Raw genomic sequence first — 12,407 nt, forward strand, 5'->3', positions numbered from 1 at the left:
GCTACGGGCGGCGGCCGAAGAACTCCGCCTCCGCCAGGGCGATCCGGCGGTCCTTCCCCGTGCCGTACGCCGAGTCGACCGTGAGTCTCGCCCGTACGGTGTCGGAGCCCCGCAGGTCGAAGGTCTGCTCGCCCGCCTGGTCCCGTAGGCGGATGGAGCGGGTCGTCAACTCGCCTTCCTGGGAGGTCAGTCGCACGGTGATCCGGGCGGGGCGGGCCTGGGTGAGGAATTCGTCCTTGCGGGCCGATGTGCCCGAGAACACCAGCAGCTTCATCACCCGCACCGGCTCGGCGAAGTCGCACTCAAGGAATTCACCGATGCCGTCCCCGGTCTCCTTCGGCGCCCAGTAGCGGTTGTTGAATCCGTCGACCGCGGCGGCGGCCGGATGGCCCGACTGCGCACTGGACGCGCGGCACTCCGTCGGCGGCACCGATTCGGGCTTTCCCGTCTCCTCCTTCGCGAGGCCGAACAGTCCGGACATGTGGGGGAGCGCGAACCAGATCCCAACCGCCAGCAGGATCAGCACGATCGGCAGCCCGACCCGCGGCCTCCGCCACCCTCGCCGCGGCCGGGTGCCCGCGACGGGGGACTGCCGTGGGCCGCGGTTGAGGATCCGGCGCCACCACGGCGGGCGGATCGCGGGGGGCGGGCCCGGGTCCAGGAGGAGGGCGCAGCGGACGCAGAGCGTGCGGTCCGGGGTGTTCTCCGTGCGGCAGTGGGGGCAGACGATCGGCGTCCCGCTGGTGGCCGGCGGTGTCGTCGGCTCGGGGGCGGGCGCGGGAGCGCCCGAGTCGGGCCATGCGTCGGGGCCCGGCGCGGCTTGGTCCGCGTTCTCGCCGGGGCGTCGCGGCGCGGCGGTGGGCGGGGGCGGTTGCGGGGGAGGGGCGTCCGGTTGCGCGGGCGTGGGGGTCGCGGGAGTGGGCGGGGTCGGCGCGGGCGGGTCCGGGGCCGCGGGCTCCGGTGGTGGCGGCGACGTTCCCTCTTCCGGCTCCCACGCCAGGAACGCCTCGCAGGAAGCGCAGAACTCCCGCCCCGGCGCGTTCCGGTGGCCGCAACTCTCGCAGATCACTCCGCACCACCTCCGCCACTCGTCGGCAGTAGTTCGAGCGTGAACCCCACATGCGCGGGGATCTCCGTCGCGATCAGTTCCTCCAGGCGCACCCGGTCGAGCCGTTGACCCTCGCCCGCCCTGAGCCGGATCGTCACCCAGGGGACGGCGTCACCCGGCAGCGCGGTGTCGGGAGTTGTCGACCAGATGGCGCCGCCGCTCTCGACGATCTCCGGCTCCGTGCCGCCGGTCTCCAGCCGGAGTGCCTCCGCCAGCCCGCCGACCGTCCCGCGCCGCGCATGTCTGGCCACGGCTCCCCGCACCTCGGCCCGCCGTTGGGCGTCGGGGCTGTCCTCGTGGGGCTCCACCGCCACCCACCCCGCCAGCCAGGCCAGAAAGTCGTCGGGGGCGCTGCGGTGGTCCAGATACGCGGGCAGGTTGTCGATCGTCAGCAGCACTGGGGCTAGCACATCGTCCAGCGCCGCGAGAAAGCGCCGCAGGAAGTCCTGTTCCAGATAGACGGCGGGCAGTTGCTCGATCAGGGGGTGCGGCGTCGGCAGGCCGGGAACGTCGGCACGCATCGGGTCAGGCTCCTCTCACCCGGAGCTGGTGTTCGTAGCTGAAGACGAGCGCGTGCCTGTCCAGCGGGATCTTCGTGGTCGCGTCGGTGCGTTCCCCGGTGACCGGGTCGGCGCGGTAGAGCCGTACGTCCTCCACCAGGTCCACCCCGGGCACCCGCTGGAGCACGGCGAACGCCTCGCCCGACTGCACCGGCCGGCCGAACGGCCAGCCCTGGCCGCCCGGCCCGCCGGTGAGCGGGTTGAAGTACCCGTACAGAGCCGCCAGTGCCGTCTCCCGTACCTTCTCCGCGACCGCCCCGCGCTCGGTCTGGACCGACGCGACGACGGTGACGCCCTGGTAGAACGGCGGTTCGACGACCAGCCGGGTGCCGATCGGCCGCCGGGCGTTCAGGTGTTCGCGGATCGGACCGAGCGTCTGCTCGGGCGGGACGAGTTCGTCGAACTCGATCCGGCCCTGCGCGTCGCCGCGTCCCGCGGGCACGATGAGCAGCCGTACCCCGCCCGCGTCGGACTCGTCGTCGGTACCACCGGCCGCCCGGATGCAGTGCACGCGCGCCGCGTCCGGCGCGATCTCGCGCGCGAGGAGTTCGTAGTCGTGCGGCACGACCGCACGGTGCAGGGTCCGCAGCGTCATCGGTCCGCGCACCCGCGCGCTGGCGACGCTCTCGCCGTCGACCCCGCCGAGCGCCGGCCGGCGGTTCTCGACCCTGGCCACGTACGGGATCGCGCCACGCAGGACCCGCAGCGTGGAGCGGGCGACGTTGCCGCGCAGCCCGCCACCGGTGCGGTACGACCGCACGCGGACGGTGGCGCCCTTGGCCGGGACGCGGCCGTAGTAGCGGATTCCGCCGTCCCGTTCGCGTACGGCGGGACCGAACTCGACCCGCCCGGAATTCGCGTCCAGCGTGACGTGCCGGTCCTCGGGGCCGGAGTGCGCGAAGTCGTCGACCCGGGTCCACCGTTCGGCGTCCGCCCCCGGCCCCGGACCGGTCACCTCGACCACGAACTCACCGGGCACGACCGGTGGCCGGGCCAGCCCGAACGCCTGGCCGGGCACCCCCTCCGCCTGTCCCAGCACCTCGTCGGTGACGGTCTCCGCGTGCTCGGCGGGCACGGTCGCACCGATCGTGAACGCGGTGACCCCGCGGACCACGGGCGGCGCCATGTACGTCGGCTGGCCCGGCTCCGCGTCGATCAGACGGCACCGCAGCCAGCCCCCGGTACGCCGTACGACCGCCGCCGGGGAGTGGGTCTTCGGCAGATGCAGGATCAGCTCGCCCGACCGGTTGAAGCCGCCGGTGTCGTCCTTCTCGATCTCGCAGACGGTCCAGGCCGTGCCGTCCCACGCCTCCCACAGCACCGGCGGCCGACGCGGGTCGACACCGACGCCCTCCACCGTGCAGTCCAGCCGCAGTACGAGAACGCCCGCCGGGACGGCGGTGGACAGGCCCACGTACAGGCAGTCCCCGACGGTGGGCGTGGCCCCGAAGCAGGGCACGTCCCGGCCGAGCGTCAGCTCCTCGGTCCGGTCGACGGCCTCCCCCGAAGACGGCCAGGTGGCGAGATGGGCGAAGGCGCAGGGCACGATCGACAGCGGCTCGGAGGTCGTGAAGACGACCGCCTCCTCCGTCTCCGTACGGACCGTGGCGATCTCCGTCCCCGCGCGCACCACCACCGGGTCCGGGCGCGGCGCGCTCAGCCGGAACGTCACGTCGGTGTGCGCGGCCGTGGGCGGGTGGAGCCGAACGCCGATCAGATCGAGGAAGGCCAGATAGTTCTTCTCCGGCACCCGGTTCACCCGGTAGACGAGCTGGTCGACCATGCTCGCGAACGCCTCGATGAGCGTCACCCCGGGGTCCGACACATTGTGGTCGGTCCACTCCGGGCAACGTTGCTGCACGCGGCGTTTGGCCTCGTCCACCAGGCCCTGGAAGGTGCGGTCGTCCAGATGCGGACCGGGCAGCGTCACGCGCCCGCCTCCTCGTCGTCGGCCGATTCCTCGGCGTGCTGCGGGATCACGTAGAACGGGAAGACGAGGTTGCGCGGGTCGTTCGCGCCCCGCACGGTGTAGCCGATGTCGATGTAGAGCACCCCGTTGTCGGCCTCGTCGAACCGGACGACGACCTCGGTCACGTCGATGCGGGGCTCCCAGCGCTCCAGCGCCAGCCGCACCTCGTACGCGAGTTGGCCGGCCGTGCCCGCGTCGGCGGGGGCGAACACGTAGTCGTTGATGGCGCAGCCGAACTCCGGCCGCATCGGCCGCTCGCCCGGCGATGTCGCCAGGATCAGCCTGATCGACTCCTCCAGCGCATGCCGGCCACGCACCAGGGCGATGGAGCCGGTCGCGTCCGTACGCGGCGGGAACGCCCAGCCCGCACCGATGAATTGCTGTCCCATCCGGCCGCTCACCCCCCGATCAGTACCGTCGCGCAGCCCGACACCACCGGTGAGCCGCAGCCCGCCAGATCGCCGACCCGGGCGGCCGGGCTGCCGCCGATCAGTACGCTCGAACTGCCCGGCGGCGCGATCGCCGACGGCGGATGTGCGGCGGGCGACGCGCAGTTGTGTACGGTGCCGACCGTCGCGGCGGGCTTTCCGCCGATCAGCACGGACGGCACGCCGGGCGGTCCGACCGCGCCGGGGTGCCCGGTGGGGTCGCCGACCCGCGCGGCCGCGGCTGCTGCTGCCGACATGCGGTCCACTCCTGTCCGTCGTTCTTGTCCGCCGTCTATGACGCTTCGTCAGTTAAGCTTGATCATCGGGGCGTTGACCGACACCGAACTGCCGCTCTTGATGTCCGTGCGGCGCGTGCCGTCGACCGTGACCTGGCCGCCGCGCACCTCCACCGAACCGCCGCTGGAGAGAGCGACCTTGCCGTTCCCGCCGTCCACCGCGACACCGCTGCGGGACGTCAACGTGACGCTGTCCCCGGCGAGTTCGAGTGCTCCGCGGCCGGCGTCCAGCGCGACGCCGCCGGGCGCCTTGATGGAGACCCGCTCCTTGGCCTCGATCGTCACGCTGCCGTCGCTGTTGATGACGATGGCGGTTTTCGTGCGGTCGAGGTCGATCGTGAGCTTGCCGTCACCCGTGCGGAGCCGTACGCCCTGCGGGCCGTTCGCCGCGTCCAGCAGCTCCAGTTGGTTGCCGCTCCGGGACGCGAAGGCGCGCCGGTTCACGGCGCCGCTGGTCGGGTCGACCAACTCGCCCCCACCGCCGGCCGCGCTGCCGCCGCCCGGCGCACCGGGAGCATCTCCGCCGCCACCCGAACCTGCGGCACCGGGACCTGCACCTTCACCGGCACCGCCGCCGCCGCCCGGCCGGTCCTTCCCGTTGTACAACCCCGCCAAAACGAACGGCCGGTCCAGATGCCCGTGCTCGAAGCCGACCAGCACCTCGTCCCCGACCTCCGGGATGAACGCCTCGCCCCCGCTCGTTCCGCCCGACTGCGCCGTGCGCGCCCAGTCGCTCGCGTACTCGTCCGACAGCCACGGGAAGCGGACCTTCACCCGCCCCGACCCCTCCGGATCCTGCGTGTCCGTCACCGTCCCGCTGACCAGCCCCGCACACCGGCCGCCCGCACCCGCGCCACCGGATCCCGGAGCACCGCCGGTCAGGCCGAACAGCGATCGCTCCTGCTGCCCGGAGACCGTGATCCACGTCTCGTACCCGCGTACGGCGTCGAAGACATGGCGCGACGACGTCACGGTGTACCGGCCCTCGAACGGCGCGCCCACCGCGTTCAACGCCACCGCGCTGCCGGCCCGGACCGCCGGATTCCCGCGGATCACCGCCTCCAGCTCCGCGAACGACCCGGCGATCCGTTCCGCCAGGGCCTTGGCCGCCTGGTCCACCTGGGCCTGCGTCCCGTACGCCGCGTCGGTCACGACGAACCGCGCCTCGCCGAACGGGGCGGACACCTCCGCCGCCGACACCCCCAGCTCCAGCGTCGAGGACGTCCCCGCCGGGGCCTTGCCCACCAGCGGCTCCTTGGCCTGGACGTCCCAGCCCCGCACCTCCACCTCGGAGACCTGCTCGGCGGCCGACACCCCGGCCCGGCAGCGCAGCAGATTGCCGCCCAGCTCCAGGACGAGGGGATTTCGGTCGGCGCGCGCCGCGCCGTCCGGCGCCGAACTCGCCTCCGCGGGGCGGGTGATGTGCAGCTGTCCTTCGCGTACGTATGCCTGGGCACCGGCCTCCTCGGCGAGCCCGCGCACGAACTCCCAGTCCGTGATGTTGGGTTGGGCCATGTGTTCGATCACGGGCCCGGCGATGTCCACCTTCCCCGGCTTGAGCCCCGCGCGCTGCGCGACCTGGCCGCAGATGTCGGCGAGCGTCATGTTCTGGTAGCTGGCCACCCGCCGCCCCCGGAACAGCCGGTGCGACTCGTCCAGCCCTCGTACGACGGTGAACGTGCCCGTCTCGTCCAGCTCCACCTCCAGAGCCGTGACCACACCGTCGAGCAGCGGTTTCGGAGCCGAGTCCCCGCCCGCGCGGGCCAGCAGCCGGGCCTCGCCGCCGATCTTCAGGCCCGTCTGCTCCAGCAGTACCCGGTCGGGGTCGCGGAAGCGCAGCAGGAACAGGTCCGGCAGCGTACGGCTGTCGTCCACGTACCCCTCGACCAGCGTGTTCGCGAACTTCGCCGGCAGCCGTGTGCCGCCGAACTCGACCACCAGCGCGGTGGCGACGCCCTGTTGGGACATCAGCCCCGCCTCCCGGCGCCCGACGCCACGGAGACGGTGCCGCCGTACCCGGCCCGATCGCGGTCCGTACCGTCCTGGAGCCGCTTCAGCTCGTCCAGGGCCGGCAGCAGGAGCTGGGTGCCCGGAGCGAGGCGCATCGGGTCGTCGATGCCGTTCGCCTCGGCGATCACGCGCCAGGCGCCCGCGTCGCCGTACTCCCGGTGGGCCAGCGACGGCAGCGAGTCCCCGGCGTCGACCCGGTGCACACGACGGGCGGCCAGTGCGCCGGAGGTCGGGTTCTGCCCCGGAGTCTCCCCGCTGATCTCCTCCATCGTGACTTGGCAGACCGCCCGGATCGGCACCCCGGAGGTGGTGAACAGCGTGTATTTCGCGGCCACTTGGCTGACGTAGCCGGGAAATCCCGTGAGCCCTCCCCAGTGGAAGACGACCCACGGCGGCGAGGCCCGCTGCTGCTGCCGCGTCTCGTTCGTCGGCACACAGCACGCGAACAACTGCTCCACCGAGGTCACCACACGGGTGTCCTGGGTGTCGCTGGCGTCGAAGAACATCTCGACGGTGAGCTTGCTGGGCTGCGAGCCCTGGTACTCCGGCGGGCCCGAGCTCTTCGCACCCTTGGCCGGAGTCCGCTTCCACGACGCGGCCTTGGTGAGGCTCAACTCCTTCGGGTTGAACTGGAAGTCGATCCGGCCGCACGGGCCGCCCGGTGTGAGACCACCGCCGGTGGGCGGCGTCCGCAGCTCCAGATAGGCGTGCTCCAGCTTGGGCCGGGCCGATCCGCCCTTCGCGGCCGAGGCGACCCCGGACGTACCGGCGGCGCTGAAGGCGATGGGTCCCGCCCCGCTCATGACGCTCAGCCCTCCATCACATAGCCGTGATGGGCGATCTCGATCGTCTCCATCGCGACCTTCGGCGACTCGGGTGTGAACGAGGGCCCGGTCCACCGGACGGGTACGACCTCCAGCAGCCCCCACCGGGCCACCTTCCGCCCGTCACCGGTACGCGCCTCGATGTGCGCCGTCTTACGGCTGAACCCCGTCGTCATGGTGGCGAACCAGCGCGCGACCTTCTCGGTCTCCCGGGTGAGCGGCCGGGACAGCTTCACGTTGGAGTACTTCAGACGCGTCGGCAGCTGCCACACGTGCCCGTTGTTGCCGCCCTCCTCGCGGGCTTCGAGCACCACTTCGCAGCCCAGCCCGTCACAGGTGTTGAACGATCCGAGTTCGATGTCGTCGATCGTCACGACGAAGCAGACGCTGACGGCGGGATCAATGTCCGGGGCGGTGGCCATGACACGTACCTCTCAGTGGCGGGTGCTTCAGTGGCGGGTGTTGATCAGTGGCGGGTGTTGATCAGGAATCCGGCGCGTTCGCGGTCCAGCCGGAGGTCGGCCTTGAGAAGTCGGCTGAGCGGCGCGTACAGGGCCCGGACCAGTTCGTCGGTGACGACGGGCGCTCCGGACCGGCCGGGCGTGGCGCCGGCGCCCGCGGCGGCGCTCGCACCGGGCGGCGGAGAGCCGTCCTCGTTCGTGGGTTCGGATATCGGTTCGCTGTCCGGTGCGAGGTCGGGCGCGGGATCCGGTGGCGGCGGTTCCTCGCTGAGTTCGGCCTCGCGCTGGACGACGGGCCCCGAGGTGCCGGCCGACGCAGAGGCCGACGAGGAGCCGAAGACGACGCTCCCGTCGGGCATCCGCTGGGCCACCCCGGCGGCCACGGCGAAGGCACCCGCTGTGGGAATCCCGGCGCCTCTGTCGGTACGGCTCACGGATCCGGGCACCGGTGGAGCAGGACCCCGGGCGACGACGGCCGACCGTTGCACGGGCACGGGCACGGGCACGGACACGGGTACGGATACGGAGGCCGAACGGGACGGCGGCGGTGATGAGCCCGGGGCGGACGTGGTCCACCGCACTGGCACCGGGGGAGGGGCAAGCTCGGGTACGGGCGGAGCCGCCGTATGCCGAGCTTCCCCCTCACCCCTCGCGTCGCGCTGGACGGCCGTACGGGGGGTCAGCGGCCGGTCGCCGAGCAGCGGGACGGTCGGCGACGCGACGGTACGCGGAGACGGCGGCCCCGGAGGAGGCGCGGGAAGAGAGGGTGGTGGCGGCCCGGCGCCGACGACGGACCGTTGGACAGGCACATCGAGCGGCGAAGCCGCGCCTTCGCCTTCGCCTTCGTTCCCGGGCCCGGACACCGCACCCACTAGCGGATCGTCGCCGAGCAACGGGGCGACCGGTGCCTCTGCCACCTCCGAAAGGGGCCCGGGCTCGTCCGGAGCCGCGGCGGCCTCCGGCCGTACCAGACTCGACGACGCCTCCGGCCTTCCGCTCCCCGGCACGGACGCGGCGGCCTGCCTCTGAGCCGTCGGCGGCAACCCGGCCAGCGGTGCGCCGAGTCCGGGCGTGCGACGTGTTGGCGGCTCCGGCCCTGGCCTCGGCTCAGGTGCTGGCTCCACGACCTCCTGCGGGGGAGCGGACACCGGCAAGAGGGACTGCTCGCCTACGAGTTGACGTACAGGCAGGTCGGGGACGGCCGACGTACCGGTGGAGGTCATGGCGGAGGACGCGCGCTGTACGGGAACAGCCCCGGGTACGGACAGGGAAGCGGGCGCGGCAGAACCGGATGCCGCAGAACCGGATGCGCTAGAAGCGGGGCCGACGGCTGCGAGCGCGGCAGGCATCGCGGCAGCAGACCCGCCCGATCCCACAGGCTCGCCTCTGCCTCCCGGCGTCCTCCGCGACGGCATCTCGACCCACCGCTGAGCCGGCGGTACGGGGCCGGCCTGGGCGGCACTGGTGATCCCGTGCAGTACTCCGGTAGGCGCGTCAGGGCTCACCAGATGCCCGAGCGGCGTACCGAGCGCGGTCGTCTGCCGGGTGGACAACGCCCCTTGAAACCCAGTGGGGTTGATGACGAGATCCTGCTCGGTCACGGTCCGCTGCATGGGCGCGAGCCGACGCACATCGACCCGGTCGCCCCGGTCGCCCCGGTCGCCCGGCTCCGGCACGGCGTCACCGGGGCGCGCGACCGTGTCCTCGCCCACCGAACGGCCGCCGCGCAGCCAGGACATCAGCCCCATGGATCTCCGTCCTCCCCCGCACCGCGTGATGGCGTAACTCGTCTGCTCGCGCCGCGCGTCACCCCCCGTTGAGGCGGGCGACCTGTGCGACGAACCTCAGACGTTCCGGATGTTCCAGGTCCAGCAGGTCGTCCAGCGGCCAGTGGAAGTGATAGGCGAGGTACGCGACTTCCTCGTACAGCAGGTCGGTCGCGTACGTCACGATTCCCCCAGGCGGCCACCGGCGAGATCCACCGTGAACTCCTCTTGGCAGGAAGGGCAGTTGACGGCGGCGCGGGTGTGTCCCTCCGCGTTGATCCGGCGGTAGAAGTCCTGGAGGAATGCCAGGTCGGAGGCGAACAGCTCCTCGATGACGCCCGGGTGGATGTCCTCGATGGTGCCGATCCTGGTCACGACCCGGGAGATGAGCACGACCGACAGATACGCGGAGTTCTCGCGCACCCGGTCGTCCCGCAACGGCACCAGTTCGTCCCGCGCGGTCGCCAGCCGCATCACGCCGTTACGGTGCACGGTGCCCGACTCGTCCACGTACCCGCGCGGCAGCTCGAAGCCGAACTCGGTCCGCAGCGGGTCGGGTTGGCGAGGCTGCCCCTGCCCGCCGGTGCCGCTGGTCCCGTGCGCGTCCCGCTCGGGAGCCTGGAAGTGAACGGTGCGGCGCATCAGCCGAGTTCCATGCTCTCGTACGTGATCGCCAGCTTCTCCGTCAGGACCGAGGTGTCACCGGCCTTGAGCGTCCCGATCTCCAGCGACTTCGGCCAGGCGTTGATCAGCGTGTAGCGCTTGATCGGGATGCCCTCGTAGTCGTAGACGATGACCGCGCCGTTTCGGCGGGCGTCCGTCATACGGCCGAACCGGGAGTCCCTGATCCAGCGTTCGAAGCTGTTGTCCTCCGTGAGCCCTCGGGTCACGGTGACCTCACCTGCCTTGGGGCGGCCGGGCAGCTTCTTGATGGCGTACTTGCCGTCGGCGGTGTTCTGCTTCAGCTCGATGACGTCCTGCTCCATCTTCAGACCACTGACCTCGGTGATCTGCTTGATGATGACGCTGTCGAATTCGAGACCGAAGGAATGCCCGACGGAACTGTCGAGATCGGGAAGTGGCACAACAGACTCCTTACGCCGTGCTCAGAAACGGACCGGGCGGGCGGGGCGTACCGGGCGGACCCGGGCGGACGGGTTCGGACCCGGGCCGGACCGGGCGGATCATTCGTCGATCCCGCCGCTGCCGCCGGTCAGTTGGGCGAGCCGGAACACCACGAACTCGGCAGGCTTGACCGGCGCGACCCCGATCTCGCAGACGACCTGACCGGCGTCGATGCTCTCGGGCGGGTTCGTCTCCCGGTCGCACTTCACATAGAACGCCTCTTCCGGCGTGAGCCCGAACAGCGAGCCCTTTCGCCATTCGTTCACCAGGAACGCCGAGACGGTGCGCCGGACACGGGCCCACAGTGCGTCGTCGTTCGGCTCGAAGACGACCCACTGCGTTCCGGCGAGGATCGACTCCTCCAGGTAGTTGAAGAGCCGCCGCACATTCAGGTACCGCCAGGCCGGATCCGAGGCGAGCGTCCGCGCGCCCCACACCCGGATGCCGCGTCCGGGGAAGGAACGAATGCAGTTCAGCCCGATCGGGTTGAGCAGATCGTGCTCGCCCTTGGTGAGCTGGGTCTGGAGCGTGACCGCGCCCCGTACGACCTCGTTCGCCGGGGCCTTGTGCACCCCGCGCGTGTCGTCGTTGCGCGCCCAGACCCCGGCGATGTGCCCGCTCGGCGGTACGAGGGTGGCACGGCCGGACGCCGGGTCGGCGACGCTGATCCACGGGTAGTAGAGCGTGGCGTACTTCGAGTCGAAGTTCGCCCGGTCCGTACGCCAACTCCGGACCTGCTGCGGTGAAAGGCCCGGCGGGGGATCCAGGATGGCGACGCGGTCGCCCATCAACTCGCAGTGGGAGATCAGCCCTTGCTGGACGGCGATCACCGAATCCAGGTCCAGCAGACCGCGTTGGTAGGCGCTCATCAGGTCCGGGACGGCGATCATCGTGATCTCGTCGACCGCCTCCAGACCGCCCAGACCCGTCCGGCGGTCGGCGTCGCCGACGTACACCTCGGGGGCGAGCGCACCGGCACTGCCGGCGGCGGGCGCCGCGGGTGCGGCGGGTGCGAGGGCCACCGTCTGCGGCTCGGGCCGGGCGGGGGCGGCACCGCGCCCCGGGTCGCGTATCTCGATCAGCTCCGACTTGGCGTTGACCCGGGTGGCGACGTTCTCCTTGCTGCGCTTGGTCGTCACGGAGGGGTAGGTCTCCGCGACCTGACCGTCCCGGCGCACGATGAGCTGGAAGGTGTCGGAGGGGGGATCGTCGCCCTCCGCCGCGGTCACCTCGACGGTGATCTCACCGCTCACGCCCGGCCGGGGCTTCACGGCGTACGGCCCGACCTGCACCTCGGCCCCGGCGGCGAGTTCGCCGGTCTCGCCGTCGCCGCTCACGGAGGTGCCGTCACCGATCCGTACGACGTAGCAGACGCCGCCGCCGTTGGAGAAGAAACCGTAGACGGACGAGGCGAGGTACGTACCGTCGACGAAGTCGCCGAAGGTGGTCACGTACTGCGTCCAGTTCGTGATCAGCGTCGGCTCGTCGAACGGCCCCCTCTGGGCGAAGCCGACGAAGGCGGCTATCGAGGTGCCCACCCCTTCGATCGGCCGGGACCCGGACTCGACCTCTTCGACGTAGACGCCGGGGGACAGGTACGACGGCATATGTGCCTCTCTTCGACGCGCTCCTCGACCGTGGAACGCCGGCCATTCTCGCCACTGAGCCGATCACCCGGAACGGATACTCGGCCGCCCTGCCGTGCACGGACGACTGCCCGAAGAGGCAACGCGACCGCTCCCGCCGTGCCGGCGAGATGTGCCCCCACTCCGGTCCGCGCATCCTGCGCGCCGGGGGTGGGGGCCGCACACCCTGACAAGTCACGTCCGAGAACGCGGCCGGCGGCCGAAGGGGAGGGGC

General features: G+C 71.9%; 13 protein-coding genes. All 13 read right to left on the reverse strand.

Going from position 1 to position 12,407, the window contains the following annotated elements; all coding sequences use genetic code 11:
- Position 1: 1 nt before the first annotated feature.
- The 13 genes from IEY79_RS37395 to IEY79_RS17465 all read right to left on the reverse strand — a co-directional run bounded on the left by IEY79_RS37395 (position 2) and on the right by IEY79_RS17465 (position 12,154).
- The gene (locus tag IEY79_RS37395; protein ID WP_229700947.1) at positions 2-1,069 is read right to left on the reverse strand and encodes a discoidin domain-containing protein; all 1,068 of its coding nucleotides are present in this window, start codon (positions 1,067-1,069) and stop codon (positions 2-4) included.
- Entirely contained in the window at positions 1,066-1,629 is a 564-nt protein-coding gene (locus IEY79_RS17410; protein ID WP_189108408.1) for a phage tail protein, read from the reverse strand. The genes IEY79_RS37395 and IEY79_RS17410 overlap by 4 nt, the downstream gene beginning before the upstream one ends.
- A gap of 4 nt (positions 1,630-1,633) precedes the next feature.
- Positions 1,634-3,598: a putative baseplate assembly protein gene (locus IEY79_RS17415; RefSeq protein ID WP_189108409.1), complete on the reverse strand. Its 1,965-nt coding sequence runs from the start codon at positions 3,596-3,598 to the stop codon at positions 1,634-1,636.
- A complete protein-coding gene (locus IEY79_RS17420) occupies positions 3,595-4,026 on the reverse strand; it encodes a GPW/gp25 family protein (protein WP_023537129.1) in 432 nt (143 codons plus the stop codon). Before IEY79_RS17420 ends, IEY79_RS17415 begins: the two co-directional genes overlap by 4 nt.
- Positions 4,027-4,034: 8 nt before the next feature.
- Positions 4,035-4,322, reverse strand: coding sequence for a PAAR domain-containing protein (locus IEY79_RS17425; RefSeq protein ID WP_189108410.1), 288 nt, complete (start codon positions 4,320-4,322; stop codon positions 4,035-4,037).
- Between the two features lie 48 nt (positions 4,323-4,370).
- Positions 4,371-6,329, reverse strand: a complete 1,959-nt coding sequence (locus tag IEY79_RS17430; RefSeq protein WP_189108411.1) for a VgrG-related protein — start codon at positions 6,327-6,329, stop codon at positions 4,371-4,373.
- A complete protein-coding gene (locus IEY79_RS17435; RefSeq protein ID WP_189108412.1) occupies positions 6,329-7,174 on the reverse strand; it encodes a CIS tube protein in 846 nt (281 codons plus the stop codon). Before IEY79_RS17435 ends, IEY79_RS17430 begins: the two co-directional genes overlap by 1 nt.
- A 5-nt stretch (positions 7,175-7,179) precedes the next feature.
- Complete coding sequence (locus tag IEY79_RS17440) at positions 7,180-7,617, reverse strand: phage tail protein (protein ID WP_189108413.1); 438 nt, start codon at positions 7,615-7,617, stop codon at positions 7,180-7,182.
- A gap of 44 nt (positions 7,618-7,661) precedes the next feature.
- Positions 7,662-8,090 carry a hypothetical protein gene (locus tag IEY79_RS17445; RefSeq protein ID WP_189108414.1) on the reverse strand — a complete coding sequence of 143 codons (429 nt, stop codon included), beginning with the start codon at positions 8,088-8,090 and terminating at the stop codon, positions 7,662-7,664.
- A 1,372-nt stretch (positions 8,091-9,462) separates the two neighbouring features.
- The gene (locus tag IEY79_RS17450; protein ID WP_189108415.1) at positions 9,463-9,606 is read right to left on the reverse strand and encodes a DUF6760 family protein; all 144 of its coding nucleotides are present in this window, start codon (positions 9,604-9,606) and stop codon (positions 9,463-9,465) included.
- Positions 9,603-10,064 carry a hypothetical protein gene (locus IEY79_RS17455; RefSeq protein WP_189108416.1) on the reverse strand — a complete coding sequence of 154 codons (462 nt, stop codon included), beginning with the start codon at positions 10,062-10,064 and terminating at the stop codon, positions 9,603-9,605. The genes IEY79_RS17450 and IEY79_RS17455 overlap by 4 nt, the downstream gene beginning before the upstream one ends.
- The gene (locus IEY79_RS17460) at positions 10,064-10,507 is read right to left on the reverse strand and encodes a phage tail protein (protein ID WP_189108417.1); all 444 of its coding nucleotides are present in this window, start codon (positions 10,505-10,507) and stop codon (positions 10,064-10,066) included. Before IEY79_RS17460 ends, IEY79_RS17455 begins: the two co-directional genes overlap by 1 nt.
- Positions 10,508-10,606: 99 nt before the next feature.
- Positions 10,607-12,154, reverse strand: a complete 1,548-nt coding sequence (locus tag IEY79_RS17465) for a phage tail sheath family protein (protein WP_189108418.1) — start codon at positions 12,152-12,154, stop codon at positions 10,607-10,609.
- Between the last annotated feature and the right edge of the window lie 253 nt (positions 12,155-12,407).

The organism is Streptomyces camponoticapitis (assembly GCF_014646115.1).
GTDB lineage: Bacteria > Actinomycetota > Actinomycetes > Streptomycetales > Streptomycetaceae > Streptomyces > Streptomyces camponoticapitis.

Excerpts from the sequence above, each read along its gene's own strand:
- IEY79_RS17410 (WP_189108408.1), bottom strand. The coding sequence starts at position 1,629 with ATGCGTGCCGACGTTCCCGGCCTGCCGACGCCGCACCCCCTGATCGAG.
- IEY79_RS17420 (WP_023537129.1), bottom strand. The coding sequence starts at position 4,026 with ATGGGACAGCAATTCATCGGTGCGGGCTGGGCGTTCCCGCCGCGTACG.
- IEY79_RS17425 (WP_189108410.1), bottom strand. The coding sequence starts at position 4,322 with ATGTCGGCAGCAGCAGCCGCGGCCGCGCGGGTCGGCGACCCCACCGGG.
- IEY79_RS17430 (WP_189108411.1), bottom strand. The coding sequence starts at position 6,329 with ATGTCCCAACAGGGCGTCGCCACCGCGCTGGTGGTCGAGTTCGGCGGC.
- IEY79_RS17435 (WP_189108412.1), bottom strand. The coding sequence starts at position 7,174 with ATGAGCGGGGCGGGACCCATCGCCTTCAGCGCCGCCGGTACGTCCGGG.
- IEY79_RS17440 (WP_189108413.1), bottom strand. The coding sequence starts at position 7,617 with ATGGCCACCGCCCCGGACATTGATCCCGCCGTCAGCGTCTGCTTCGTC.
- IEY79_RS17455 (WP_189108416.1), bottom strand. The coding sequence starts at position 10,064 with ATGCGCCGCACCGTTCACTTCCAGGCTCCCGAGCGGGACGCGCACGGG.
- IEY79_RS17465 (WP_189108418.1), bottom strand. The coding sequence starts at position 12,154 with ATGCCGTCGTACCTGTCCCCCGGCGTCTACGTCGAAGAGGTCGAGTCC.